We start from the raw sequence: 25,937 nt of genomic DNA, 5'->3' as shown, positions 1-25,937 counted from the left end.
CCATGGAAGCACATCATATATACAAATCCCCCAAGACCCTTCTGAATAAAGGGACAGGCTTTCTGTCAGGGTATACACACTCGTTGAACCCGTATACAGGCTGCACCTTTGGTTGCTCGTATTGTTATGTGCGCCAAATGCCGGTTTCGACGTTTCGCAGCGAGGAATGGGGTACATGGGTTGATATTAAAAAGCAGGCGGCAGATATTCTTCGCAAGGAGCTTCGGCGGGCCAAATCCAGGGGGAAAGTCACTATTTTTATGTCTTCCAGCACAGATCCTTATCAACCTGTCGAGTACAAGGAAGAAGTGACCCGTTCACTGCTGGAGGTGATGGTGGAAGATCCGCCGGATTTCCTGTTTGTACAGACTCGCAGTCCGCTTGTACGGCGGGATATCGACCTGTTGCTCCAACTAGAGGATCGCGTACGGGTGAGCATGACGGTAGAAACAGACCTCGAAGATATACGCAAACATTTTACGCCGGATGCGCCCCCTATTCAGGCCCGTTTCAAGACGCTGCAACTGTTAAAAGAGGCAGGAGTACCGACGCAAGCCACAATCGCTCCGATGCTTCCAAGTAGCGAACATTTTGCGGACAAGCTTTTGCCACTGGTCAACCGTATCTGTATTGATGATTATTTTATGGGAGACGGCAGTGGAGGAAGGCGTACACGAAGCTTAAATATCGGTGCGCTGTACGAGCCGTTAGGGCTGGAGGATTGGTATCATCCGGCTGCCTACAAGGCGGTCTACGAACAATTTCGCAACGTTTTTCCTGAAGAACAGCTTTTTGTGAGCCGTGAAGGATTTGAGCCCTGAGTTTGGAATAGACCTCATTCCAATGGAATGTGGGTGGGACAGCATAAGGGTTGTAGAGGGGGAAGCTGAGTTTGCAAACTGTGATCACGAGAAATTTTGACTATGGGGAGAAGGAAATCAATTATCTGAAAAATGTGGATACCGTACTCGGTACAGCAATGACGCAAATGGGCAAGGTTGAACGAGTGATTATTCCCGATCTGTTCGCTGCGCTTGTTCATGCGATTGTGGGACAGCTTATTTCTGCCAAGGCGGTTCAAACCATATGGGCAAGAATGCAGGAGAAGCTGGGTGCGATGAATTCGGAAAATATAGCGACCCAGTCGGTTGATGCTATTCAAAGCTGTGGTATAACGATGAAAAAGGCGGCTTGTATCCTGAATATAGCCCAAACGATAGAGCAGGGTTTGTTGGATTTGCAGGAATTATATGAACTCTCCGATACACAAGTGATTCAAAAACTGTCCTCGCTGCATGGGATAGGTCCGTGGACGGCTGAAATGATGCTGATTAATTCCATGGAACGTCCGGATGTCGTCAGTTGGGGCGATATAGCTATTCGGCGGGGGATGATGAAGCTGTACAATCTGGATACACTTACCAGGGAGCAATTCGAGGAGTACTGTCGAGTCTATTCGCCTTATGGTTCGGTGGCCTCTATTTATTTATGGAGTATTTCATTTCGTTAAGGATCAGGGAGTGGGAATTGTGAAAACAACAATCAGAGAACAAATACTATTATATGTCGATTCAGATTTTCAAAAATTTACGGCGGCATTGCTTCCGAATATTGATAATGTGCTGGGCGTACGTCTGCCGGTACTACGTAAGCTGGCTCAGGATATTGCCAAGGGCGATTGGCATCTCTACCTTGAAACCGCTGAAAGTGAACATTTCGAAGAAGTAATGCTACAAGGTATGGTGATTGGCTATGTGAAAGCAGATATAGAGGAAGTTTTGGGCTACGTCGCCAGTTTTATTCCTAAAATTGATAATTGGTCAGTGTGTGACAGCTTCTGCGCCGGATTAAAATGTACGAAAAATCATAAGGAACGGGTATGGGACTTTATCCAGCCGTATCTGTCATCCAGAAAAGAATATGAAATTCGGTTTGGCGTGGTCATGCTTCTGAATTTTTATATTGAGGAAGAGTATATCATCCGGGTACTGCAATGGATGGATCAAACCCACCGTGAGGATTATTATGTACAAATGGCGGTCGCATGGGCAATATCTATCTGTTATATCAAGCTGCCTGAGATGACGATGAATTACTTGAAAAACAATACACTGGATGATTTTACGTTCAATAAAGCTTTGCAAAAGATCACGGAATCATACCGGGTGGATCAGGAAACGAAAACAACCATTCGCAGTATGAAGCGAAAAAGAAATTAGGATTGGACCCCACCTGTAAGTGTTATACTGAAAAAAACATGCGTGTATGAAAACGACAGGAGGGGAGTCAGTGAATTCGATCCCGCTGGGAGTGCTTGTTGTAGATGATGAAACTAGACAGCGTCGAGGGTTGGCTGCCATGGTCAGGGATTTACGTCCCGAATACGAGGTATGGGAAGCCAAGAACGGGAAAGATGCTCTGACCATTTCGTTGTCCAAACCGATCCAGATCGTTTTTACAGATATTCAAATGCCGATTATGAATGGACTTGAATATCTCCAACAATTGAGAACATCCGGTCAGCATGAGACCAAAGTTATTTTAGTGACAGTCTACCAGGAATTTAGCTATGCACAGCAGGCGGTGCGGTACGGGGCGAATGATTATTTGGTGAAACCCGTGCAATCGCAGAAGCTAATTGAAGTGATTCAACACATGGAAAAGGTAATTGTACAAGAACAGGAAGCACTCAGCGAAAATCGAACGGCGTTGAACCAGATCGAGCAGAGTATGCCTGCATTTTTGGAGCATTTGTTTAGCAAATGGGTGACAGACAAGTTACAGGCTCACGAGAAAAGCCTGTTAAAGAGTCACTTTGGATGGCAGGGGCTAGGAGAGGTTCTCGCGTTGGGAGCATCTGCCTCCCGCCCGGAGGATATTCATGAGTGGGATTCCCTACTCCGTAATACGGTTGCTGAAATATTGCGGCCTTGGGCGTCATCTGTCGTGTTTCCACTCGAATCCCATAAAGAGCATGTGGTCGCAGTTGTAAATTGGAAGGACAGGGTTGAAGGTAAGGAGGCCAAAAGTGCACTTCAAGTTGGACTGGAAAAGATGGGGCAGCAGCAATCTATTTCGATCTGGTCTGCTTGGGGTCAACCTTTTGATTTTGATGAGATGCAAATAAGCCAATCTCTCGAAAAGGCCGTTCGCCTCATCTCCATGCGTTTTTATACCCCTCACATCAGATGTTTGGACCTTGTCGTTTCAGATGATGAACAGCCGGTACAGGAAATGAGCGCACACGAACAAATGACCAATTTGAAATTTATTGAAAGCGCTATCTCGAATGAAGAGACCGATCAGCTATTGGATAGGGTGCAACATTTCATTGGACGAATGACGCAAGGGTATCCTGCACCTGAAGCGCTTAAAACGAAATTGATACAGCTCCTATTGGTTAGTTTACAAAGGTTAAATATAGGGTGGAGTGAAGAATTTTACTCGCGTCATTCGGAGCAGATGAACAAAGCTGTCTTGGAAGCCACATGTCTTCAGGACCTCCAGGATCGTGTTGCATCATGGCTTAAAGAACTGATCCTTGAGCTTCATAGCGGTTCCAAAGGCGAACCCATTATGAAAAAGTGCAAGGAATTTCTGGACACGCACCTACATGAAGACCTAAGTCTGGAGATTGTGGCCCGGCGCTTCCACTATAATGCGTCCTATTTTAGTATTCTGTTCAAAAATTATTTTGGACTCTCGTTCACAGAATATATGGTGAAGCTCAGGATGCAAAAGGCTCAGCACTTACTGCTGCATACAGACGCCAAGGTCGTAGAAATTAGTAGACAGGTTGGTTATAAAGATATCAAGTATTTTTTTAAAGTTTTCAAAAAAAACGTAATGCATACACCGGAAGAATTTCGTAGGAAATTTAATTGATCGTTAGGGGAAAGGAAGGTACGATGCGCCAAGTTAAATATATGTATCAAAAATTTTTGGACAGTAGCTTTCGTACGAAATTGATGCTGTCCTATTTTTTGTTGTCTGGTTTTATGGTTTTGATCCTGGGTTTTGTTTACTTCGAAACGAGCGCACGGAATATTACTACAAACGTAACAGATAGCGTTACAAGCGTTCTGCGTAGTAATAACCAGCTGCTGGATAACAAGCTAACTGCTATTCAAAAAACCGTAGATATGATTCCGATCGACCATGACCTTCTTCAGACCATTACGGACGTGGATATTTCGGATTCTTCATCGCTTTTACGAGCTGATCGCAGCATTACGAAAATTTTGTACAGATACTTTGGCAATATGGAGGAAGTATACGCTTCCCAGATTATGACGCGAAATTATGCATACGGAAGCACCAATCGGATGTATATTCCCGTTCAGCCGTTTTATTCTTCTCCCTTGGCGACAACGGCGGTGGAAGCAGAGGGGGCTACCAAGTGGATTCCCGCCTATTCGTATGCCGATACATTTCATCAGCAGGATTTAAAACGAGGCTCCTATGAGTTTAGTTCTTTATTTGCTGTGGTGAAGCAGCTTCACTTGACTGCAATAGATGATGCGGGAACCTTCCACACGCTTCCGGAGGGAAAGGAAAAGCCAATACTTATATTGAATTTCCGTCCTGACTTGTTAAAAGGGGGTTTTGAAGATTACGCAGCCCGTAGCGGATTTGCACATCTATCCTACGGTATGATTCATGATAAAAACGGGATGGTCATTAGTTCAGACCTACAGCAACAAGAGGGAGAGCCCGTGGCGGATTGGCTTAAGGATGCCATTACTTCGGAACAAGGGATGAAAATGGTAAACGTTAAGGGTCAAACTATCCTACTTGTTTACGAAGCGATGAAGACAACAGGCTGGGTATCTTATATAGCTATTCCCATGGAAGATGTATTGGAACATCTGTCGACGATTCGCACCTACACGTTGTTTTTTTTAGGCTTTATGATGCTCATTGCCGTTATCCTTGCTTATTTACTGTCTGTATACATCAGCAAGCCCATCACGGATATGAAACAGGCGATGAAAGTGATGGAGAAGGGGCATTTTGATATTCGAATTCCTGAACGAGGCTATGATGAACTAGGGGATCTGGTGATCCGATTTAATCAAATGAATGAAAAAATTAAAGATTTAATCGAGGAAAATTACAAATCACGCCTGCGAGCCAAAGAGTCGGAGTTAATGGCACTTAATCTACAGCTTAATCCTCATTTTTTGTATAACACCTTAACGACCATGTATTGGATTGCATTAGAACATAAACAGCAAGGATTAGGGCAGATGATCATTAGTCTGGCGGAAATGCTGCAAATTACGACCCGAAACAAAAACGACACATGGAGCTTGGAGACAGATCTGAATTGGCTGGAAAAATACATTTATATTATGCAGAATCGCTTTGAGGACAAGTTTACGGTGGAATATGATATTGATCCGGTTTTGCTTCAGATGGAAGTTCCCAAACTTTTTTTACAGCCTTTCGTGGAGAATTCAATTATTCACGGCTTCGCCGAAATGGAATCAGGTGGTCGGATTAGGATCACAGCCTGGATCGAGAAGCAATTGGTGTGTTTTAAAGTCGAGGATAATGGATTAGGAATTCAAGAAGATCATATACGCCGAATTCAAGCTGGAGAAATCCGTTCAACGGGCATTAAAAATGTAGACAGAAGAGTACGGCTGTTATATGGGATGGAATATGGGGTTACGCTCCACTCGCCAGCAGGCAAGGGGACATTTGTCCTGATTCGAATCGGAGAAATTCATAGATCTAATCAAATGACACCAATCCAATGAGAGTACGACTTTTAATAATGTAAGCGTTTGCTAAAATGGGTTTAGTGACGAAGTAACAAACGAAAGGATAAAAAAATAAACGGTTTGGGGGCGTTACTCATGTTAAAACGAAAGTTATGGATCGTCTGCATGTGCTTGATCGTTGGGCTTATGTCAGCCTGTAGTTCAAATGAGAGCAGCAGCAAGCCAGTAGATTTGCAGGGTCACGAGCAAGTGACACTGACTTATGCCAGTTGGGGGAGCACCAATGAAAAGAAAGTTCAACAGGAAATCGCCAAAAAATTCACAGAGAAATATCCGTGGATCAAAATCAACTATATGCATATCCCCGGGGACTACGTTACCAAATTAACGACGATGTTTGCTGCCAATCAGGCACCCGATGTATTTCCCATTTATAAAGCACAGGCTCTGCAATGGGCCGAACAAGGCAAACTATATAATTTAAATGAATTTTTGAAGGAGGATAAGGAGCTAACGAAGGAAAGTCTCATTCCTAATTCAGTCATCTATTGGGATAAGGACAAAGTGGCAGGGATCAAGGTAACTGAGGAAGCCTTCGCGCTCTATTACAATAAAGATTTGTTTGATAAGGCTGGTGTTGCTTTGCCGCCAGTAAAGACTGAGGAGGCTTGGACATGGGAGCAGTTTTTAGAGACCGCACAAAAGCTCACCATTGATAAAGCGGGAAATAATGCGCTCAGTCCCAATTTCGATGCAAGTAACATTAAACAGTATGGAGTTCGGTTTGACACATGGATGTGGCATCTGCTTGTGCCTTCCAATAACGCAAGTGTCATTTCAGACAAAGGGGACTCGCTTAATCTTGAGAATCCTGATGTGATTGAAGCTGTTCAGAAGATGGCTGATCTGATCAACGTTTATCATGTGGCACCGTCGCCGACGCAGTCCAAAAATATACCTTCCCCAGCCGTAGCACTGCAAAGTAAACGTGTAGCGATGGATCTGGATGGGCAGTGGGTTCAACTGGATCTTGGAGAATCGAAGGTGAATTTCGGTGTAGGCGTGTTACCTAAACTGAAAAGCAGCAAAACGATCCTGTTTGGCGAACCGGAAGTGATTTCTGCCAAAACCAAACATCCTGAAGAAGCATGGATGTTTTATAAATTCTTGCTGGATGCTGAAAGCGGACTTGACATGCATTCTAGCGGATTGTGGATGCCTGTCATGAAAAAATGGTACACCGAACCAGACTTGATTAGCAAATGGGCGGATGTTAAACCAGGTCATGCGGATGGGTACCGTGATGCTGTCATGAACCAAACGCTGCATAACGGTGTCAATTCTTACGACTATTATCTGAAAAACTCGGAAAAAATCAATGCTATCATTAACCCGGCGTTGGATCAGGTATGGCTAGGCAAGAAAACGGTGGAGCAAGCATTCAAGGAGGTTTCCGCAAAGGCTAACGCGGAATTTAAGGGTACGTATCCGAAAGAATAGGGTGAATGTTTTGACAGAAAGAGAGGGATAGAATGCAATCATTATCTTCTATTCGCAAGAGAGAAAATGGGTTGGGGTGGCTTTTTGCCGCCCCTGCTATTCTCGGCTTTGTCATTTTTGTTCTGGGACCGATGATCGCCAGTCTGTGGTTCAGTCTTACTGATTATAAGGTTGCTTCACAGGCCCATTTTATTGGTCTGGATAATTATATCCAATTATTTGACGGAACGGATCAGTTTTTTTATAAATCGCTTGGGGTTACGTTTTATTATGTGTTTCTGAGTGTGCCCCTGCAAATTATTGTAGCTTTCTTTTTGGCGATATTACTTAATCAAAAGGTAAAAGGTCTGGCTTTTTTCAGGACTGTTTTTTACCTGCCGACCATTGTGCCACTTATTGCATCGTCTATGATTTGGATGTGGCTGTTTGATCCGGATCTTGGCTTGCTAAATGTGGTCCTGCGTGCGCTGCATTTGCCCGAAAGTCAATGGATTTATAGCGAAGGGTCGGTAGTCCCTACTCTTGTTTTAATGAGTTTATGGACCGTTGGAGGGACCATGATTATTTTTCTGGCGGGCTTGCAGGATATACCTAGACATTATTATGAAGCCATTGAAATTGACGGTGGGAATGCTCTTCACAAGCTTATCTATATTACAATTCCATTGACATCGCCCACTATTTTCTTCAATACGATTATGGGCTTCATTGGAGGCTTTCAGGTGTTTGTTCAGCCTTACGTCATGACACAGGGCGGACCCAACAACTCCAGCTTGTTTTATACATTTTATTTGTTCCGTGAGGCATTTACGTTTTCGAATATGGGTTATGCCTGTGCTATTGCCTGGGTGCTCTTTATTGTCGTTTTGATATTCACTGCCTTTCTGTTCAAGACGGCCCGAAAATGGGTGTATTACGAAGGCGGGGGGCTTGAGGATGAAAAAACGTGGTTGGAGCTGGAGCAGGGTGTTGCTATACACAGTTCTCATTGTGGGCTCACTTTTTTGCATGTTTCCTTTTTACTGGCTGGTGCGAAGCTCCATGATGGATTTAAGCCAAATTTTCCTGATCCCGCCAAAATGGATTCCCGAGCCTTTTGTATTCGAGAATTTTTTACAGCCGTTTGAAGAATTATCGTTTGGGCGCTATTTTGTGAATACGTTTATCGTCGTTGCAGGGACTTTGGCGGGTGTACTTCTGTCGAGTACGATTTCTGCTTATAGCTTTGCACGAATGAGATGGAAGGGAAGGGATAAGGTATTTGCCGTGCTATTAAGCAGCATGATGCTGCCGTTTGCGGTTACGCTAATACCGTCTTTTATTGGTTGGCAGGCATTAGGCATGGTCAATTCGTACGTTCCACTGGTGTTACCTTCGTTTTTTGGTGGAGGCGTTTTTAATATCTTTTTGCTCAGACAATTTTACATGACTCTTCCGCGAGAACTGGATGAAGCTGTATTTGTGGATGGAGGCAACCATTTTACCATCTTTACTCGCATTATTTTACCTTTGTCGAGGTCGGCAATTTTGGTTATCGGATTGTTTACGTTTTTGAATACATGGAATGATTTTATGGGACCGCTGGTTTATCTTAATGATGAGAGCAAATTTACGTTGGCGATTGGGCTACAGCAGTTTCAGGGAATATATTCGGCTCAATGGGGCGTTTTGATGGCAGCTTCTTTAATTGTTGTCTTGCCTGCTATTATTTTGTTTGCCATAGGACAGAAGTATTTTATGGAAGGGATTGCCTTAACGGGGATTAAAGGATAAGAGCCACTGCCAGGTACGCACTTTGATTTTTTTGGAATTTAATATTAAAATGGAAGTAACTTTCGAAAAGGAGATGACGTGAATTGGCAGAGCAAGTGCGTATTGGCAAAACAGATCTATATGTAAAGCAAATCGGTTTGGGTGCAAATAAGGTGGGAGGACATAATCTTTTTTCCGGTTTGAACGATGAAACGGGCAAAGAAGTCGTTCGCACAGCTTTGGACAACGGCATCAATTTTCTGGATACGGCTTTTATTTATGGACCTGAGCACTCAGAGCGGTTGATCGGTGAGGTGCTGAAGGAGCGCGGTAAACGTGAGGAAGCTGTCATTGCGACCAAGGGGGCACACAAATTTGTGAACGGAGAGGTTGTTGTTGACAACTCGCCTGCTTTTTTACGTGAATCCGTCGAATCCAGTCTGAAAAGATTGCAGACCGATTATATTGATCTTTTTTATATCCATTTCCCGGATGAAGCTACGCCGAAGGCAGAGGCTGTCGGAGAATTGAAGAAGCTCAAGGACGAAGGCAAAATCAAGGCCATAGGCGTATCTAACTTTTCCATTGAACAACTTAAGGATGCGAATAGTGACGGCTATGTAGATGTGCTTCAATCCGAATATAATTTGCTCCAACGGGAAGCGGAAAAGGAACTGCTGCCTTACACCAAGGCCAATGGCATTTCGTTTGTGCCTTATTTCCCGCTGGCTTCCGGATTGCTGGGCGGTAAGTATACGAAAGACACAACCTTCACAGACAACAGAGCGAAAAGTCCATTATTCCAGGGAGAGGCATTTGCTCGTAATTTGGACAAAGTGGAGCAGGTACGGCAGATTGCCAATGCGTTGAATGCAGAGGTCGCTCATGTTGTGCTCGCATGGTATCTGACCCGCGATTCGATTGATGCCCTCATTCCAGGGGCGAAGGGGCCGGAGCAGGTTCTGGCGAATCTGAAAACGCTGGATGTTCAACTGAGCCAGGCGGATATTGAAAAGATTGACCGTATTTTTTAAATATTTTGCGAAATCCTGAATTAAGAGTCACATCGGGAATTATATATTTTTAGCACACCCAAGGGAGCTGCCGGACGGGCAGCTTCTTTTTCGTGTACCCCTCGCATATCCTTGTAGGGTAAGCTCATCGCTGCGGGGGGATCGGGATGAAGAGAAGACCGCATTGGCATAGCCGGCCCAACAGAAGAAGACAAGGCAGACGCAGAGTATGGCTCATTGTGGGGCTGATACTGCTGGTAGGAATCGTACAGATTGCCTCTTATGTGGAGCAGCATTTGAAACCGCCTATGATGCATTTGGCAAAAGTGCGGGTCAAGCAAATGGCGACGGAGGCCATTAATTCAGCGATTACTGCGCAGGTGGAGCAGGGGGAGACCGCTGATAAACTGATCGAATGGAGAACGGATGCGCAAGGGAAAACCTCCGGCTTTGTTCTGAATTATGCGGAGCATATGAGAATTACTTCGGATACGCTCAAGGCAGTCAAGGCAACGATGGACAGCATGAGCCATTTTGATGAGAGCGTTCCAATCGGTCAGGCATTGGGTAGTCCGCTGTTGGCAGCCTATGGCCCGAAGGTTCCACTCAAGGTGGAGCCGCATGGAGCAATCAAGGTAGATTTAAATACACGTCAGCAGGATGCGGGCATCAACATGATTTTGGTGGAGGTGTATATTCGGATTACGACGGAGGTGTCCGTCGTGATTCCTTTTGAAATGCAGCCTCAGATTGTGGAGACGGAAATTCCGGTGTCTTATTTGCTCGTGGTGGGCAATGTCCCGATGTACTACTATGATAATCAGGGTAAGCCCGTTGGTAAAAATGGAGCCATCGCCCCTAATTTGGCGCTGCCACCCCATTCGATAGAGAGAGGCGCTGCGGATTCCGGCATAGAGAGTGTTCCACAGATGCAGCAAGACGAACCCACCACTTCATCTCCAACGCCATAAGCGAAGGCAAGTGGAATGTGAAGGGACCTTATGTGGAGGTCCCTTTTACTTTACTGGTTTTGAGCGCTTTACGCTCCGTTTGCTCCCATTGTCTTAATAACGGATACGGGTCAAAGGACCAGTCCATCCAACCGTTGTCCCGGTATATGCCGTAGTGCAGATGTGGCGGGAATTTACCCTGGGTACCGGGCTTGCCGTAACCCGAGCTTCCGACCCAGCCGACAATCTGACCTGGCTTGACAATGTCCCCGTTGTGAACGGTCTTGTCAAAGCCAGAGAGGTGCGCATAGTAGTGATAGCGGTTGCTGAGATCCCGAATCCCGATTCGCCATCCACCGAATGGATTCCAGCCTTTCATTTCCACTACGCCGTAGCAGGTACTGCGAACCGGAACGCCATAGCCAGCGAATAGGTCTGTTCCTTCATGAATGCGGTAACCGCCCCAGCTCCGACGACTGCCCCAAGTGCTGCGATAGCTATAAATGCTGCCCAAGGGAAGCGGGAAGGCTTGTTTGCCAAGCTCCAGCTTTCCATATGTCCGATACAGCTTGGCAAACTGCTGTACCCTTTGAACGGCACGGCTGTTGTGGTAATATTCCCATACCGCAATGGAAAACTCATCCTCTGTGCTTCCATATTTACCGAGATAAGAGGCGATGCTGAACAGCAAGTCCCTGTCATCATCACGGTTAGCAATTCCGTCACCCGAACCGTCCTGTCCCAATCCGGAAAAAAAAGAAATGGAACGTGGATGCCGATCCTCGGGATCAGGGTTCATCAGACCCGACCAGACGGGGGCGGTGACAAAGATACCTGTGACTCGCTCCGCATGCTTGCGATCCTTGGGATGCGCAATCGTAAGCGTACGTTCATACTGGTCGATAGCGGCCAGCCTGTACCAGGGAATCCCTGTCAAGGCTTCGACGGAACGATATAGAGCAAGCCTGAACGTATACAATGATGACTGGGAATTTGGAGTAGCCACATGTGCTTGCTGAATGCTTTGGGATGATGTTTGTAAAGGTTTGGCCAAGGCCTGAGCAGGAAGCGGACAGGCCATTGTTAATGTAGTAGCACATAACAGCAGCGGCAACAGGCGAACAGCGCGGACTGTACGTTTAGGGTAAGGCACGTGAACCAACCTCCTCATAAGGGAGCTTGACAGCCCCCGTAGATTACAGGCCCGCATCCAACGGCATCGGTACGGGCGCTTTGGTTTAGATTGAGCCATATCCGTCGCTTTTATCCATATAAGGATTTTACTTTTCCGGCATCAAAGTCATATCAAAAAGGGAACAATGAATGGAGGTTTTTCCATGGCTTTCATGTTATAATGTATGGCAATGACAGCCCAAGCTTATCAGAAAGAAGGTCTATGCCATTGTCTAGAAAAGTGAAGGAAGCCAAGCCCGACTGGATTCGTATTAAACTCACGACAGGCGATAACTATCAGGAAATCAAGAGCATGATGCGTTCCAAGACATTACATACCGTATGTGAGGAGGCGCGATGCCCTAATATATATGAATGCTGGGCCAACAGGACAGCTACATTTATGATTTTGGGTGATATTTGTACGCGTGCGTGCCGTTTTTGCGCAGTGAATACGGGAATGCCTACGGAACTGGACTTACAGGAGCCTGAACGCGTCGCGGAAGCGGCTGAAAACATGAACTTGAAACACTGTGTCGTAACCAGTGTGGCCCGCGATGATTTGAAGGATGGGGGAGCCACTATATTTGCAGAAACGGTGCGGGCGATTCGTCGTCGTTTGCCTTTTTGCAGCGTAGAAGTGTTGATTCCCGATTTTATGGGCGATATCGAATCGCTGCGTATTGTCATGGATGCCAAGCCAGATATTTTGAATCATAATATTGAAACGGTGGAGCGGATGTCCGATAAAGTTCGGGCCAAGGCCAAATACCGTCGCTCCCTGGAGCTTCTTCAACGTGCAAAGCAATTAAATCCGTCCATCCCTACCAAATCCAGTATCATGCTGGGTGTGGGAGAAGAGTGGGACGAGATCTTACAAACCATGGATGATCTGCGTAAAGTCGATTGCGATATTATGACAATTGGACAATATTTGCAGCCATCCGAGAAACATTTGTATGTGCAAAAATATTACCCACCGGAAGATTTTGCGAAGTTAAAGGAAGAGGGATTACAACGGGGGTTCAGCCACGTCGAATCTGGTCCGTTGGTCCGCAGCTCCTACCAAGCGCATGAGCAGGTGAAATCTGCCGCTCAGCATAAGGAAGAAGGCGCCCTTTCGCAGGCTTGATCCGGGAAAGGCGGTCAGATTAGCTTGTTTCATATCGGTGGTAAAAACTATGAAGTGTTGCAGGATCACAAGAACGGGTGGAATCCCGAAGCTTTTCGTGATCGGTATAGTGAAGTGCTGGAGCGCTATGATTATATTATTGGTGACTGGGGTTACAATCAGCTACGTCTAAAGGGTTTTTACCGTGACGGGCATCCCAAGGCCAACAAAGATACATCCATAGCAGTACTGGACGATTACATTAATGAATATTGTAATTTCGGTTGTGCTTATTTTGTGCTGCTTAAGAGCCGCGAAGTGCTCAGCAAGAATGAAAACAATGATGAATCCGTTTCCCCGGATCATCAACAGTTGGCAGAACCTCAAGCGGAACCAATGGAAACGGTTGGAGCCGGAGAGCCGCAAGAAGTGCTGCAACGCGCAGACGGAGAAGAACGGGAATGGCCGGAGCCAAGTCGCGAGTCTAGGGAAACCGAGGAGCTGCGAGTGGAGCAGCCGCGTGAAGCTCAGGAAATTCGGGACTCACGGGAGTTGCAACAACGGGAACCAAGGGAAGTCCAGGAACCGCGTGAGCGACAGCCACGAGAATTCCGTGAAAGTCGTCCGTCCAGAGAAGGACGTGAAGGGAATCGACAGCGTGAGCCACGAGAAGCACGTGATTCGCGTCAGCCGAGAGAACCACGTGAGGCGAAGGATGGACGAATTTCCGGTGAAGGGCAGCAAGCCCGGGAACCACGGAAACAGCGTAATCAGCAAGGGAATTTCGAGAAAAAGGAATCCCGTGGCCCACGCTATGAGCGTCAACCGAAGGAAAACCGGGAGGGACGGCAAGTCCGCGTCTCACGTGATTCTGGAGGCCAGCGTCAGGCGCAGCCTGCTGCCAAAGCCGAAAGAGCTGAGGGAAGCAAAAAGAATAAAACATTCACAGCTCCACAACAAAACGGTTCCTGAATTTCAGGAGCCGTTTTTGTTTACTGGTAAAAAGATCAACTATGGATTGAGTTGGTCCTATCATACAAGCAAAAAGAGCCAAGGTTGGCTCTTTTTGCTTGTACTAGTACTTTTAAGTTCTATGTGTATTCGAAAGCAGCTTGCCTAATTAAGAAAGGCAATGCGTACCCGATCCCAAAATGGAAAGGGACGATAACGAGCGAAGCTGACTTTGTGACTGGAGACCTGACAACGAACAGAAATCAAATCATCCACAGGGAAGTTCAGATGATCTACCGTCAACAGAAGACGCTGATCTTTTCTCGAAAAAATATCACAATGATGGTGCTTGGGCAGCAACAATGGCGATCCAAGTGTCCGATACACCCGGTTGTTAATGGAAGCGATCTCGGTTAATTGCAACGCTTCAATGGTGGGGTGAACCATAGCTCCGCCGAGTGCTTTGTTATAGGCAGTCGTACCTGAAGGGGTAGAAACGCATATTCCGTCTCCGCGGAACATTTCGAAAGTGACATCGTTAATATCCACTTGTGCAACGACAGTGCCATCGACCCCTTTTAACGTAAATTCATTCAACGCAATAAAAGAAGCATTTCCCGACTTCTTGTGAATCTCCAGCTCGATCAATGGATACTTGACGATTCTCGGTTTAAGGGGTCCCTCTGATCCGCTTTGGCTCATCAGGTGGATTAGCTCCTCCAGCTCGTCCGCACGCCAATCGGCATAAAAGCCCAGATGACCGGTATGTACACCAACAAAGGCTATATCCGAAAGTCGGTCGATGAAGGTATGAAACGCATGCAGCATAGTACCGTCGCCTCCAATAGACACGACGATTTCCGGCGATTCGGCATCCAGCTTGAAATTCTTTTCTTGGGCAAGACGGTGAAACTGCTGACTCAAGTCCATGGAGTGCTGATCCCCGCGATCCAGAACATAATATCTCAAGATGAAAAGCTCCTTTGTCATGGGTATATACCGATCATAATCAATTATGAGCAAGAACACAATCGTTCATTGCCTGGACGCTCCCCTCAGACGTGCGAATAAGCGGCTTGTGCCTGCACTCAACCAAGAGAGACAGAGCATGGCTATCAGCAGGCAGGTAAGGAATAGCAGGCTTTGCCACAGCACAGTGGATGAGAAGCCGGGAGACCAGGTGATAACGTATATCGGAGAAAAGACCGGCGAGCTTCCCTCACCCATGAGCGGACGCCATAGCACGAGAGCCAGCAGAGCAGAGATGATGCCGTGCGCAGCCCGAGCCAGCAAAAACGGCAGGTACCGGAGATTCGTCGTATTCAAAATACTCGCGACCTGTGCATGAACCGATAGTCCGCCCCAGGAGAGCACAAAGGCTGCTGCGGCTACCTTGAACGGCAAAGCCGCTCCTGTGGCTTCACCAGCGGCTTGTGACCCTAAAGTGACTTCGAAAATACCACCTACAATGGAATCTGTTAACGTAGGAGGAAGGCCGCAGGCGGACAACAAGCTTGCTGTAAGCAGACGAAGCCCGCTCATTAAACCGGAGTTCGTCAAAGCTTCCAGAATGACGCAGAAGAATACAACCAGTCCTCCTACGACAATAATAAGACGGAGGGAGGAAGCAATGGCTTGACGGAGCAGCTCCCCAAACGGACGGCCATCTTCCAAGCGTGCTGTATGCATAGCAAATAACGCTTGGCGCAGTCGTCCGCGTCGTTGCGCAGAAGACGCATCTAATTTGGCATTTGGAGCGACAGCGAGGGATGTTGGTGTTGGCTGCCCGGTGTGGCCAGCTGCGGTTACAGCAGACGGGGGACGGTTGCCGTGAGTATCATCGTCCCCCGAGCGGGAACCGTGAAAGCGCATGAGCAGGCCGATGATCAGCACGCCACCATAATGGGCAGCGCCCAGCACGACTGCAATTTCAGGCTGATGGAAGAAGCCGACGGAAACGGCACCGATCAGGAATATCGGATCAGAGGAAGTTGTAAAGGCGACCAGCCGTTCTCCTTCGATACGGGTGATCCATTTTTGCTCCCACAGCTTGGCCGTTAATTTGGCTCCAATCGGGTAGCCGGATGCACAACTGACAGCGGCAACAAAGCCTCCGCAACCGGGTACACGGAACAAAGGCTGCATAAGCGGGTCCAGCAGTGTACCTATAAAATGAACGATGCCAAAACCGAGCAGCAGCTCGGAAATAACGAAAAACGGGAACAAAGACGGAAACAGCACGTCCCACCAAATGGCTAGACCACGAAGTCCGGCATTCAGAGAAGATTGCGGGTGCGCCGCCATAAGTATAAATAGGAATAGCAGCATAAGAATGAGCAAAGGGAGTGAGTAACGGCGGTACAGCGGCATAGAGGCCCCTCCTTTGGAGTTCTACTACTATTTCTATGGACGAGGATGGACAAAGAGTACCAAAAAGTCAAGAAAGCGTTTGCGCGAAATGCTGTATTTTTGTAAAGATTATGTTAAAATTAAAAAAACAACGATCCATAACCTTAAGGATGGAGTGATCAGGATGAGTATCGTTGCCGGTCTGCTCGTATGTGCTTTTGTGTATGTTATTCGTGCCTCTCTCGTCCATCCCGGTGAAGAGGATTGGCGGAGTTATTAGCTGTGTTTGTAGAATGGCGGACCTGTTTGTAAGTCGTGCAAGCCTGTCTGTATATGTGAAATGATAAGATGACGCTTATTCTTAGCGTCATTTTTTGTTTTTTGTTATAATACGGGTGTATATTTATTACCATAGCACAGAAAGTTGGGGGAAAAGTGAATCCTAGCCTGAGCATTTATGACAATCTTGGGGGTGCGGAAGGCGTTCGTGCTATTATTGAGGCCTTCTACCCGAGAGTTTATAAAGATCCGTTGTTAAGTCCGCTGTTTCCTGAAGACATAGAGTCGGTCAAGGAAAGACAGTATATGTTCCTGAGCCAGTTTTTTGGCGGACCATCCCTGTTTTCAGATGCCTATGGTCACCCGATGTTACGTGCCAGACATATGAAGTTTCCCGTAACGGAGGAGCGAGCAGAGGCGTGGTTGTCCTGCATGGCGGGTGCGTTAACGGATACAGGCATTGAGGAGCCGCTTCGTTCATTTATACTTAACCGATTGTCCGGTCCTGCGCATCATTTTGTAAATACCCCGTAAACTTGCGGGGATTGCCGAATTTTGGAGAGGGTTGTAAAAACATTGGAACTTGAACCGTTATATCAGATTAAAATCTCTTGTCCGCTTTGTGAAGAAGAATTTCAGACATCTCGTGTCAGACCGAGCCTAAAGAAGGCAATTCGTACGGATTCAGACTTCTGCGCGTATTACAAGAATGAAAATCCCGATTTTTATGTCGTACGGGTTTGTCCTCATTGCGGATTTACCTCGACAGAGCATTCTACCGTTCAGTTAAGCGATCAACAGAACAAGCTGTTTAAGGACAAAATTGGTAATCGCTGGCAATCCCGTGAGTATAGCGGACATCGCAACTGGGAAGAGGCGCTGGAAACGTACAAGCTGGGTTTACTGTGTGCGCAGGTCATCGGGGAAAAGGAACGGGTGATAGCCAGCCTGCTACAGCATATCGCGTGGATGTACCGATACCAGGGGAACGAGGAGCAGGAGCTTCGGTTTCTAAAGTTTAGTCTGGACTCCTATATTCGAGTCTATGAGTTGGAAGGTGTCGGGGCGAATAATGCCAAGCTTCTCTATCTGATTGGAGAATTGCATCGACGTACAGGCAACTTTAACGAAGCGGTTCGCTGGTTTTCACGTGTCATTAATGACAAGAAAATTATGGATGCGGCTATGATCCGGGCTTCCCGTGAACAATGGGCTGTATTGAGAGAACAAATGCTGGCTAAAGATATTCAACTGCCGGAGGAAATGCAGGACGCAAGCTCCTCCTGATAAAAAAGGTGTGCACTATGGCCGGTTCAGGCTCATGGTTCACACCTTGTTTATAAAAAAGGTTACCTTTCTCAATACTGCCTCATGAATTAATGATGGCGCAGGGTGGTATCTGACAGCAGATAATCGTTGTCACAATCCACCAAAGTAATCCTGCTGTGGCAGCATGGAAACACAAGCAGCTTTTTCATACCTTCATGTATGAGCTTAAGCTCTTTGGGCTTTAGGGGTAGCAGGACGTTCTCATGGTCGCAAAACGGACAATATTGTACATAAACGTCTCCCATGACAATGTCATAAGGCCAGGTTTTGTGAAAAGGAATCATGATTTGTCCGATTCACCGCCGTTCGGGTTAGCGGTTTCTTCTTTGGCCAGTTCGGCCAGCTTTTGCATCAGAATATGCTGGGGTGTATGCATGAGATGTTCCAGCGGAATGCCGAGCTTTTCGGATAATTTCACAGCCGTTTCCGGCGAAATTTGTAAAGGTCTCATCCTGTATTCCTCCCAATTGTAGTGATTTTACCATCACGATGTAGCTTTATTGTATATGAAACCACATGATTCGCCAAAAAGAAAGGTGGAACTGCTATGAAAACACCATTGAAGCAAACATGGGATTTGGAATCCATATTTAGTGGGGGGTCTTCCTCTCCCTCATTTAAAGCATTTTTGGAGGAACTGGAGAGCAAGGTTCAACAATTGCAGTCCCAGCTTAAATCAGCCAAGGTACCGCAAACGGTATTGGATACCGAGCGTCTGGATAGTGTGCTGAGCGCTATGCAAGAGCTGTTTAACGGAGCATCGCAAGCAGGTTCCTTTGTTTCCTGTCTGACTGCTCAGAACCAACATGACAAGCAGGCTGTTGAACTGGGCGCACGCATAAATACGCTGTATGCACAGGGGAAAAGTGCTTTGGTTTCATTCCAGAACTTGCTTGCACAAACGAGTGAAGACATTTGGCAGAAGTGGATGGAACGGGAAGCGATTAAGCCGTTCTCTTTTGTCCTGAATGAATACCGGAACGAGGCTCGTGAGAAAATGGCACCTGAGCTGGAAAGTCTGGCATTGGATTTGGCTGTGGACGGCTACCACGGTTGGGGTGATTTTTATGACACGATTGTCAAAAATATGACGATCCCTGTTCCAGAGAATGGAGAAATCGTAAATCTGTCCGTAGGGCAGGCTGCCAACAAGCTGGATGAACCGGATCGTAGTGTGCGTCAAGAAGTGTTCACACGTTGGGAAGAAGCATGGACCAAGGTTGAGGACTATTGTGCGGATACGCTTAATCATCTGGCAGGCTTCCGCCTCAAGCTGTATGAAAACCGGGGCTGGACGGACGTGCTCAAGGAGCCGCTGGAGATCAGCCGCATGTCGGCACAGACGCTGGATACAATGTGGCAGGTCATTAATGAAACGAAGCCTGTGCTGGTTAAATATCTGGAGCGGAAGGCGAAGCTGCTGGGCCTGGAGAAACTGTCGTGGCATGACGTTGAGGCCCCACTGGGAACGTCTACTACTAAAATCCCATACGACGATGCAGCCGTAACAATTGTTGAGCAATTCGGTAAATTCAGTCCAAGAATGGCTGATTTTGCTCAAATGGCTTTTGAGAAAAGCTGGATTGAAGCAGAAGATCGTCCGGGCAAACGTCCTGGTGGATTCTGTACTTCCCTTCGTCTTAGTAAAGAGACCCGTATTTTCATGACCTACGCCGGATCGCCTTCCAACGTTTCGACACTGGCCCATGAGCTTGGACACGGTTATCATCAGCATGTGATGAATGAATTGCATCCATTGAATCAAAATTATGCGATGAACGTAGCCGAGACGGCTTCGACGTTGGCAGAACTGATTGTATCGGATGCTTTGCTGGAGGCTGCCGAGGGTCAGGAGAAGGTAGCATTGCTGGAGGATAAAATTCAGCGCGGCGTAGCCTTTTTCATGAATATCCATGCCCGCTTCCTGTTTGAAACCCGTTTTTACGAGCTGCGGAAAAAAGGGGTCGTAGGAGCGCAACAATTGGGAGAATTAATGGAGCAAGCACAGCGTGAAGCGTTCAGCGGCGTTTTGGATGAGGCTCACCCTCATTTTTGGGCATCCAAGCTGCATTTCTATATTACGAACACTCCATTCTACAACTTCCCATATACGTTTGGATACATGTTCAGTGCCGGGATTTACGCCTTTGCGAAGAAAAATTCAGATGGCTTTGCTGATCAATATGATGCCTTGCTGCGTGATACGGGTCGCATGACGGTGGAAGAATTGGCCTCCAAGCATCTGGGGACCGATTTAACACAGGCTGACTTCTGGCGTAATGCCGCGCAAGTCACAGTTCAGGATATTGAGCAATTTTTGCAAATGACGGAATAACGGATATACACTCCAATCAGGTCTCCCGCAAGGGGGGCCTTTTTTGCAATTCTTGCAGAAGATGAGGGATAAAGTCGTAATATGTCGAATTAGAGTTGGTATTACCTGTTGGCGAAATTTAAATTGATGGATATACTTAGAAATTAGTTATAAATGCCCATTTATGTTGTTTATGATTGTAACGTTAAAAAGCTTCGCATATAATTGAGTCATAAGACCTATTAATGGTTTTGAAACAGGTATATAGGGGGATTTTTGTAATGAGTGAAGTAGGTCAATTGTCGTTAGTAAGGCAGATGGATATCGTTTTTAAAGAGCTGGATGATGAACTGGCGGGTTTATCGTCAGGAACTGTATTTGTTCAAATACGTAACAACGTGGTTGGAAAATTTGGTATCCGTCATAATCCGATTGCAGGTAAAGGTGGTACATTTGGAGCGGTGGAACCTGGGCTGTCTGTAGATCATCGGGCGGACTTCCGTCGTATGGCGCTGGATACACTAAATCACAAGCGTAGTTGGACTCATGGTGAAATTGCTTTTGATTTTGCCGTCAGACAGGGAACCATTCTGGTGGATGCTACGCTGGAATCGAATTATAACATGGCGAATCTCATGATCCGTTATAACAAGCCTACATACCGAGCGGCTAATTCGGAATAATCATCCATATTAAAGAGTAAAGAAAGGGCGGCCTTCCTGGGGAAGACCGCCTTTGTTATATGCCCGCCTTATCGCATTTTGGTTAAAAGCGATAAACGGAATGCTTCATGTGGAATAATGACGCTTATTGACCTGAACGACCTGATAATTGCTGTTCGGCCAGCTGTACCAAGCGTTTAGTGATATAACCTCCCAGAGAACCAGCCTCACGGGATGGCATGTCACCATAATAACCGTCTGCCGGAATGGTGATGCCGAGTTCTTGTGCTGCTTCATATTTCAATTGTTGCAGTGCGTTGGTGGCCTGAGGTACGACCAGGTTGTTACTGCGGCGTCCTCTGCCTTGATTAGCTCCATTAGCCATGTGTAGTCACCTCCTTCGGCTGTGATGAGGTTATTATGCGACAGAGTTATGAAAATATGCGCCGAAGGAAGGAAAATGAATAGAGGGAAATTACGGATATATCATATGAATCTGAGTTTTCAGGTTAATGGATTGCTGAGGCTCCAGACGAATCAGCCCGCCTGCCCCCACAGGATCGTGTAAATTGGGTGCATCAGACAGCCAGGTATAAGGCTCGATGCAAAGATACTGATCGCATTCACCCTTGGTATACAACACCCAATACTTAAAGTATTGTTCATCTGCTGTGTAGCGAATCTGATAACCGTCATCACGGGTCAACAGGGCCTCAGCAGGCCCTTCCGATGCTCGCAGCAGCGTATCCAGATTCGTTCCTTTCAGGGAAAGTCCCGTAGAGAGCGGCTCCAAGTCATTCAAAGGAGTGATTGTACCTGTTGGGAGCTGTTCAGCGTCTTGCTCATATACGCCGTTCACAGGCAGCTTCAGGCGCCAGCGCTCAGGCTCTCCGTCCACCATAAACCAGGTGTGGTATCCCAAGCCGAACGGGGCTGCTTTGTCACCCAGATTCGTTACACGCAGCGTTTGACTCAATACAGGTCCCTGCAAGCGGTAAGTCATCTCCAGCCGTAGGGGAATAGGAAACTGCTCCATCCAGTGCGGATCACTTTCCGTCAACAGCTCAGTGGTCACGCTGCAACCTTCCTCATCTTCTTCAATATCACTGCAACGCCAGGATTGATTACGATGCAGCCCGTGTATATGATTGTCGTTGGCCGTATTCCGATCAAACTGATAGGGAACACCGTCAAACTCGAATTGTCCTTTGCGGATTCGGCCGGGAGGGATCAGAATCGGCAAGCCAAAATGATACGGCTTTTGCAAATAAAAGGCCAGTTCTTCCTCGCCAGGACGCCGTACGATATCCCGATCCAGCTTCAGATCACGCACCGAGATAATATTATTCCCGAGACGGGGGATCATCGTAACTTCCAGCTCAGGGCTATGTAAAACATACGTGTCGTAACCATTCCAATGTTCTTTGGTCACTTGTTTCATATCCATGCTCCTTTGTCCACTATAATCGGTTGAAGCTTCGTGTCATTATGATAACAGATTTTTGCTCGCAGGGTACAATCGTCATTTGACAATTACAGGATGCGGAATTATCATAAATGTAGTTTACGATGTAATGACATGGATAACGCGATGATGAGGACAAGTAAGCCTTCGCATACGCTCTTCAGAAAGCCGGTGGTAGATGCGAACCGGTGAGCCTGCACTGCTGAATGGACCTTGGAGTGCCGTACAGAACAGGAAGCATTCTTCCTCAGTATGACGGCCGATTGCTCCCCGTTAACGGAGCTATAAGATTGCAAGCAGCCACGGGGCATGACTCCGACAAGTAACAGGCTGAAGGCAATGAATAAGGGTGGTACCACGGTCTCGCGTCCCTTGAGGATGCGGGGCCTTTTTGCGTTCAATTGTTTCAATAAATTTCAGGAGGAATGATGAATATGAAAACTGTTCTTTCAGGCATTCAGCCCAGCGGGCAGCTTACTTTGGGCAATTATATCGGTGCAATGAAAAACTTTGTCAAGTTGCAAGAGGATCATCGCTGTTACTTTATGGTCGTAGACCTTCATGCCATTACGGTGCCGCAGGAACCGGCTCAATTGCGTGAACAGTCGGAGGCCGTGGCGGCATTATTTATTGCAGCAGGTATTAACCCCGAGCAATCCAACGTCTTTTTACAGTCCCATGTACCTCAGCATGCGGAGCTGGGATGGTTGATGACAACCCTGACCCATATGGGCGAGCTGGAACGTATGACCCAGTTCAAGGACAAATCGGCGGGTAAGGACTCGGTAGGTGCGGGATTGTTCGTATACCCAGCACTGATGGCAGCTGATATTTTGCTTTACAATGCGGATTTGGTTCCGGTAGGTGAAGATCAAAAGCAGCATCTGGAGCTGACACGCGATTTGGCAGGTCGTTTCAATCACCGCTACGGAGATTATTTCACTGTTCCCGACCCGTATATCCCTGAGGTGGGCGCACGAATTATGTCATTGGATGATGCCTCTAAAAAAATGAGCAAAAGCAATCCGAATGCTGGCAGCTATATCGCTCTGCTGGATGAACCGAAAGTCATTCGCAAGAAAATCAGTCGCGCTACCACTGATTCCGGCAGTGAGGTTAAATATGACCCGGCAAGCAAACCTGAGATCAGCAATCTGATGGGAATTTACAGCCAGTGTACGGGCCTGTCGCTTCAGGAAGTACAGAATCGCTATGAAGGTCAAATGTACGGTACGTTCAAAAAAGAGCTGGCAGAGGCGGTTGTAGCCACCCTGGAGCCTATTCAACAGCGTTATCGTGACATCCGGGAATCCGGTGAGATTGGACGCATTTTGGCCCAATCCGCAGAGCGGGCGCAAGAAGCGGCTGAAATCACGCTGGCTGCGGTCAAAGAACGTATGGGGTTTCTGCCCCGCAAGCGCTAAGAACGCAGGCCAACGCAATCAGGCGTTTGACAGGAATGTGAATGTCTCAGGAGCGACGTTGTTTGGCCTTGATAACAAAGCCCCAGCCGATGTTGCCAACAGAGAGAAGGCCCAGTAAAATGGCAAGCCAAGCGGAATAACTGATGGATATGGCGGCTGCCGTCAGCAGGACAATGGATGAAACGGCGAACCACAGTGATAGACCTTTGCTCATGGAAAAAACCTCCAGCGTTCGAATGTTGAATTTTAGGAATAAGCAGGTGTAAGCGAGCCATAATAATCTTGCAAGCTTGCAATGAACCTCACTCACAAAGAACTGAAAGGAGATTCAAATATGAGCAGACGTCGTTCAAACAACCTGCAAGTACCGCAGGCCAACGCCGCTTTACAACAATTAAAATATGAGGCCGCTCAAGAACTCGGCATCACAATCCCTCAGGATGGTTACTACGGTAACGTCGTTTCCCGCGAAACAGGCTCTCTCGGGGGATACATCACTAAAAAGCTGGTCCAACAAGCAGAGCAATCCTTGTCGGGCAGTGGCCGTATGCAGTAATACACATAAACACTCCATCTTGGAAGCTGTATTATGAGCAACTGTGATGAAGAAAATCCGGAGCAATCATGCTCCGGATTTTTTGCGAGCATGGCTTATGACCATTGTGAATCACACAAGTCCGCTTCGTCAAGAGGGCGCTTTCATGCAGCTCTTTATGGAGGGATGGTTTTTTCGGTGAACGGCAAAAGAACAGCAAGCTCCAGGGTCAGGGGAGACTTGCTGTTCTTTTGTCATTCGCGTTGCTTGCTGATATGCTTTTTTTAATTCGTATGCAGGGAGAGGCGTTTCTGCATCTTTTCATGGCTGAGCCAGCCGATGTAGCTGTTGATCAGTCCAAACTGCTTATCCATGGCGACGACGGCCACGAAGGGATATTGCCTCCGATGCCGATACCGAACATCCGCCCAGCGTACAATGTAGCCCCATTCCAGCTCTTCCACCTCCGCAACAGCAAAGGAAGAAAAATAGCGAAATGCCTGCACGTCACGGTAGGATTTGGATGCTTCTACGGCCGGATGTGTGGACGGAACCGCATGTTTTGTCCAAAAAAGATGCTTTCCGTTCAGTCCACCAATGTCATAACTTCCATTCTGATGAGCTTTTACCACATGCCACCGGTTCCATGAAACCGTGGGAATGATATAATAGATATCGTCCGGCTGACGCTCGGTGTCCATGTCACCTACCGCATTTCTGGTACGGAAATGACTCCAGGTGCGCCAAATATAGTACAGGCCTGTAATGATGTACAACGTAATAAATAAGGGAGCTGGTGAAACCAGTCCAGTGACCCACAGTAGAATAGCAGCAACATGGGTGCCGAATATAAAGGGATCAAAGATGTGAATAATATTCCATGATATCCATTTGGGCGTAAACGGTCGAAATGCCTGTGTCCCGTACGTATTGAACAAATCTACAAACACGTGCAGGCAGACAGCAATCGTGACCCACAAGGCGACATGTTCGATAGGTACATCCCTGAAAATAAGGCCAATTAATCCCGTTATGGACAAGATCCATATCAGCCAGAAGGGGATGGAGTGCGACAGTCCACGATGATTGCGGATGTAGGCTGCATTGTTTTTTAATCGAAGCAAGGTGTCAAAGTCTGGTGCCTGTGACCCTACGACCGTGGCGAGCAGTATGACTCCCGCCAGCTTAGGATCTGCGGCGACGGCAGGATCGGTGTAGGCCAGCCCGGCCAACCCGATCCCCATGACAAAGTGTGTGGCTGTATCCATATCTGTCGCTCCTTTTTGTATTGTATCCTGTACTTATTACTACCCCAATTTACTGTAAACGATCAGCAAGCTCGATTCGTTATCGAAATTGTGAACGTTTTGTGCGTTTTCTGTCAAACTTTTTACGGAAACT

General features: G+C 46.9%; 26 protein-coding genes and 1 pseudogene. 18 read left to right on the top strand and 9 right to left on the bottom strand.

Annotated elements, in window-relative coordinates; translation table 11 throughout:
* Positions 1-2: 2 nt before the first annotated feature.
* The 10 genes and pseudogenes from QMK20_RS21380 to yunB all read left to right on the top strand — a co-directional run bounded on the left by QMK20_RS21380 (position 3) and on the right by yunB (position 10,965).
* Positions 3-821 carry an SPL family radical SAM protein gene (locus QMK20_RS21380; protein ID WP_283653222.1) on the top strand — a complete coding sequence of 273 codons (819 nt, stop codon included), beginning with the start codon at positions 3-5 and terminating at the stop codon, positions 819-821.
* Between the two features lie 71 nt (positions 822-892).
* Positions 893-1,510 (top strand): DNA-3-methyladenine glycosylase family protein, encoded by a 618-nt coding sequence (locus QMK20_RS21375; protein ID WP_283653221.1) that lies wholly within the window; start codon positions 893-895, stop codon positions 1,508-1,510.
* Between the two features lie 19 nt (positions 1,511-1,529).
* Positions 1,530-2,219: a DNA alkylation repair protein gene (locus QMK20_RS21370; RefSeq protein ID WP_283653220.1), complete on the top strand. Its 690-nt coding sequence runs from the start codon at positions 1,530-1,532 to the stop codon at positions 2,217-2,219.
* Between the two features lie 70 nt (positions 2,220-2,289).
* On the top strand, positions 2,290-3,885 hold the full coding sequence (locus QMK20_RS21365; protein WP_283653219.1) for a response regulator transcription factor: 1,596 nt from the start codon (positions 2,290-2,292) through the stop codon (positions 3,883-3,885).
* A gap of 23 nt (positions 3,886-3,908) precedes the next feature.
* A complete protein-coding gene (locus tag QMK20_RS21360; RefSeq protein ID WP_283653218.1) occupies positions 3,909-5,765 on the top strand; it encodes a sensor histidine kinase in 1,857 nt (618 codons plus the stop codon).
* 99 nt (positions 5,766-5,864) lie between these two features.
* The gene (locus QMK20_RS21355; RefSeq protein ID WP_283653217.1) at positions 5,865-7,229 is read left to right on the top strand and encodes an ABC transporter substrate-binding protein; all 1,365 of its coding nucleotides are present in this window, start codon (positions 5,865-5,867) and stop codon (positions 7,227-7,229) included.
* Between the two features lie 32 nt (positions 7,230-7,261).
* Positions 7,262-8,158, top strand: a pseudogene (locus QMK20_RS21350) (carbohydrate ABC transporter permease); the annotation flags it as partial.
* Between the two features lie 7 nt (positions 8,159-8,165).
* Positions 8,166-9,002: a carbohydrate ABC transporter permease gene (locus tag QMK20_RS21345; protein WP_283653216.1), complete on the top strand. Its 837-nt coding sequence runs from the start codon at positions 8,166-8,168 to the stop codon at positions 9,000-9,002.
* A gap of 83 nt (positions 9,003-9,085) precedes the next feature.
* Complete coding sequence (locus QMK20_RS21340) at positions 9,086-10,015, top strand: aldo/keto reductase (protein WP_283653215.1); 930 nt, start codon at positions 9,086-9,088, stop codon at positions 10,013-10,015.
* Positions 10,016-10,161: 146 nt separating this feature from the next.
* Positions 10,162-10,965 carry a sporulation protein YunB gene (gene yunB, locus QMK20_RS21335; protein ID WP_283653214.1) on the top strand — a complete coding sequence of 268 codons (804 nt, stop codon included), beginning with the start codon at positions 10,162-10,164 and terminating at the stop codon, positions 10,963-10,965.
* Between the two features lie 28 nt (positions 10,966-10,993).
* Here the strand turns inward: yunB and QMK20_RS21330 are convergent, their stop codons facing one another.
* Positions 10,994-12,097: a M23 family metallopeptidase gene (locus QMK20_RS21330; RefSeq protein WP_283653213.1), complete on the bottom strand. Its 1,104-nt coding sequence runs from the start codon at positions 12,095-12,097 to the stop codon at positions 10,994-10,996.
* 249 nt (positions 12,098-12,346) lie between these two features.
* On the opposite strand from QMK20_RS21330, the gene lipA reads away from it, so the two are divergent.
* Together lipA and QMK20_RS21320 are read left to right on the top strand one after the other, a co-directional pair.
* Entirely contained in the window at positions 12,347-13,249 is a 903-nt protein-coding gene (gene lipA / locus QMK20_RS21325) for a lipoyl synthase (protein WP_283653212.1), read from the top strand.
* Positions 13,250-13,273: 24 nt separating this feature from the next.
* Positions 13,274-14,200: a YutD family protein gene (locus QMK20_RS21320; protein ID WP_283653211.1), complete on the top strand. Its 927-nt coding sequence runs from the start codon at positions 13,274-13,276 to the stop codon at positions 14,198-14,200.
* Between the two features lie 144 nt (positions 14,201-14,344).
* Here QMK20_RS21320 and QMK20_RS21315 read toward each other — a convergent pair whose 3' ends face one another.
* Both QMK20_RS21315 and ylbJ read right to left on the bottom strand, forming a co-directional pair.
* Complete coding sequence (locus tag QMK20_RS21315) at positions 14,345-15,148, bottom strand: NAD kinase (RefSeq protein WP_014277899.1); 804 nt, start codon at positions 15,146-15,148, stop codon at positions 14,345-14,347.
* Positions 15,149-15,214: 66 nt separating this feature from the next.
* Positions 15,215-16,549 (bottom strand): sporulation integral membrane protein YlbJ, encoded by a 1,335-nt coding sequence (gene ylbJ / locus QMK20_RS21310; RefSeq protein ID WP_283653210.1) that lies wholly within the window; start codon positions 16,547-16,549, stop codon positions 15,215-15,217.
* Between the two features lie 414 nt (positions 16,550-16,963).
* On the opposite strand from ylbJ, the gene QMK20_RS21305 reads away from it, so the two are divergent.
* Complete coding sequence (locus QMK20_RS21305; protein ID WP_044645421.1) at positions 16,964-17,341, top strand: globin domain-containing protein; 378 nt, start codon at positions 16,964-16,966, stop codon at positions 17,339-17,341.
* A 42-nt stretch (positions 17,342-17,383) separates the two neighbouring features.
* Positions 17,384-18,094 (top strand): DUF2225 domain-containing protein, encoded by a 711-nt coding sequence (locus QMK20_RS21300; RefSeq protein ID WP_283653209.1) that lies wholly within the window; start codon positions 17,384-17,386, stop codon positions 18,092-18,094.
* Positions 18,095-18,183: 89 nt separating this feature from the next.
* Here QMK20_RS21300 and QMK20_RS21295 read toward each other — a convergent pair whose 3' ends face one another.
* On the bottom strand, positions 18,184-18,420 hold the full coding sequence (locus QMK20_RS21295) for a hypothetical protein (protein ID WP_082067120.1): 237 nt from the start codon (positions 18,418-18,420) through the stop codon (positions 18,184-18,186).
* On the bottom strand, positions 18,417-18,587 hold the full coding sequence (locus tag QMK20_RS21290) for a YycC family protein (RefSeq protein ID WP_283653208.1): 171 nt from the start codon (positions 18,585-18,587) through the stop codon (positions 18,417-18,419). Before QMK20_RS21290 ends, QMK20_RS21295 begins: the two co-directional genes overlap by 4 nt.
* A gap of 96 nt (positions 18,588-18,683) precedes the next feature.
* Between QMK20_RS21290 and QMK20_RS21285 the strand changes: the two genes are divergently transcribed.
* Complete coding sequence (locus QMK20_RS21285) at positions 18,684-20,471, top strand: M3 family oligoendopeptidase (RefSeq protein WP_283653207.1); 1,788 nt, start codon at positions 18,684-18,686, stop codon at positions 20,469-20,471.
* A 260-nt stretch (positions 20,472-20,731) separates the two neighbouring features.
* A complete protein-coding gene (locus QMK20_RS21280; RefSeq protein WP_283653206.1) occupies positions 20,732-21,133 on the top strand; it encodes an O-methyltransferase in 402 nt (133 codons plus the stop codon).
* Between the two features lie 124 nt (positions 21,134-21,257).
* Here the strand turns inward: QMK20_RS21280 and QMK20_RS21275 are convergent, their stop codons facing one another.
* Positions 21,258-21,497: an alpha/beta-type small acid-soluble spore protein gene (locus tag QMK20_RS21275; RefSeq protein ID WP_044645425.1), complete on the bottom strand. Its 240-nt coding sequence runs from the start codon at positions 21,495-21,497 to the stop codon at positions 21,258-21,260.
* A 90-nt stretch (positions 21,498-21,587) separates the two neighbouring features.
* Entirely contained in the window at positions 21,588-22,553 is a 966-nt protein-coding gene (locus QMK20_RS21270; RefSeq protein WP_283653205.1) for an aldose 1-epimerase, read from the bottom strand.
* Between the two features lie 458 nt (positions 22,554-23,011).
* Between QMK20_RS21270 and trpS the strand changes: the two genes are divergently transcribed.
* Positions 23,012-24,001, top strand: a complete 990-nt coding sequence (trpS, locus tag QMK20_RS21265) for a tryptophan--tRNA ligase (protein WP_283653204.1) — start codon at positions 23,012-23,014, stop codon at positions 23,999-24,001.
* Positions 24,002-24,047: 46 nt separating this feature from the next.
* Here trpS and QMK20_RS21260 read toward each other — a convergent pair whose 3' ends face one another.
* On the bottom strand, positions 24,048-24,215 hold the full coding sequence (locus QMK20_RS21260) for a hypothetical protein (RefSeq protein WP_014277888.1): 168 nt from the start codon (positions 24,213-24,215) through the stop codon (positions 24,048-24,050).
* A 120-nt stretch (positions 24,216-24,335) separates the two neighbouring features.
* On the opposite strand from QMK20_RS21260, the gene QMK20_RS21255 reads away from it, so the two are divergent.
* Positions 24,336-24,557, top strand: a complete 222-nt coding sequence (locus QMK20_RS21255) for an alpha/beta-type small acid-soluble spore protein (protein WP_025686385.1) — start codon at positions 24,336-24,338, stop codon at positions 24,555-24,557.
* Positions 24,558-24,820: 263 nt separating this feature from the next.
* Here the strand turns inward: QMK20_RS21255 and QMK20_RS21250 are convergent, their stop codons facing one another.
* Positions 24,821-25,804, bottom strand: a complete 984-nt coding sequence (locus QMK20_RS21250; RefSeq protein WP_283653203.1) for a metal-dependent hydrolase — start codon at positions 25,802-25,804, stop codon at positions 24,821-24,823.
* Between the last annotated feature and the right edge of the window lie 133 nt (positions 25,805-25,937).

It is taken from the genome of Paenibacillus sp. RC334 (assembly GCF_030034735.1).
GTDB lineage: Bacteria > Bacillota > Bacilli > Paenibacillales > Paenibacillaceae > Paenibacillus > Paenibacillus terrae_A.
Note: the sequence above shows the minus strand (reverse complement) of the source record. Positions and strands in the feature narration are given on the sequence as shown.

What these genes read in the sequence shown, in the direction of transcription:
- QMK20_RS21285 (WP_283653207.1), top strand. Translation starts at nt 18,684, where the DNA reads ATGAAAACACCATTGAAGCAAACATGGGATTTGGAATCCATATTTAGT.
- QMK20_RS21250 (WP_283653203.1), bottom strand. Translation starts at nt 25,804, where the DNA reads ATGGATACAGCCACACACTTTGTCATGGGGATCGGGTTGGCCGGGCTG.
- QMK20_RS21345 (WP_283653216.1), top strand. Translation starts at nt 8,166, where the DNA reads ATGAAAAAACGTGGTTGGAGCTGGAGCAGGGTGTTGCTATACACAGTT.
- trpS (WP_283653204.1), top strand. Translation starts at nt 23,012, where the DNA reads ATGAAAACTGTTCTTTCAGGCATTCAGCCCAGCGGGCAGCTTACTTTG.
- QMK20_RS21360 (WP_283653218.1), top strand. Translation starts at nt 3,909, where the DNA reads ATGCGCCAAGTTAAATATATGTATCAAAAATTTTTGGACAGTAGCTTT.
- QMK20_RS21290 (WP_283653208.1), bottom strand. Translation starts at nt 18,587, where the DNA reads ATGAGACCTTTACAAATTTCGCCGGAAACGGCTGTGAAATTATCCGAA.
- QMK20_RS21380 (WP_283653222.1), top strand. Translation starts at nt 3, where the DNA reads ATGGAAGCACATCATATATACAAATCCCCCAAGACCCTTCTGAATAAA.
- QMK20_RS21295 (WP_082067120.1), bottom strand. Translation starts at nt 18,420, where the DNA reads ATGATTCCTTTTCACAAAACCTGGCCTTATGACATTGTCATGGGAGAC.
- QMK20_RS21280 (WP_283653206.1), top strand. Translation starts at nt 20,732, where the DNA reads ATGAGTGAAGTAGGTCAATTGTCGTTAGTAAGGCAGATGGATATCGTT.
- QMK20_RS21260 (WP_014277888.1), bottom strand. Translation starts at nt 24,215, where the DNA reads ATGAGCAAAGGTCTATCACTGTGGTTCGCCGTTTCATCCATTGTCCTG.
- QMK20_RS21275 (WP_044645425.1), bottom strand. Translation starts at nt 21,497, where the DNA reads ATGGCTAATGGAGCTAATCAAGGCAGAGGACGCCGCAGTAACAACCTG.
- QMK20_RS21255 (WP_025686385.1), top strand. Translation starts at nt 24,336, where the DNA reads ATGAGCAGACGTCGTTCAAACAACCTGCAAGTACCGCAGGCCAACGCC.
- ylbJ (WP_283653210.1), bottom strand. Translation starts at nt 16,549, where the DNA reads ATGCCGCTGTACCGCCGTTACTCACTCCCTTTGCTCATTCTTATGCTG.
- yunB (WP_283653214.1), top strand. Translation starts at nt 10,162, where the DNA reads ATGAAGAGAAGACCGCATTGGCATAGCCGGCCCAACAGAAGAAGACAA.
- QMK20_RS21270 (WP_283653205.1), bottom strand. Translation starts at nt 22,553, where the DNA reads ATGAAACAAGTGACCAAAGAACATTGGAATGGTTACGACACGTATGTT.
- QMK20_RS21355 (WP_283653217.1), top strand. Translation starts at nt 5,865, where the DNA reads ATGTTAAAACGAAAGTTATGGATCGTCTGCATGTGCTTGATCGTTGGG.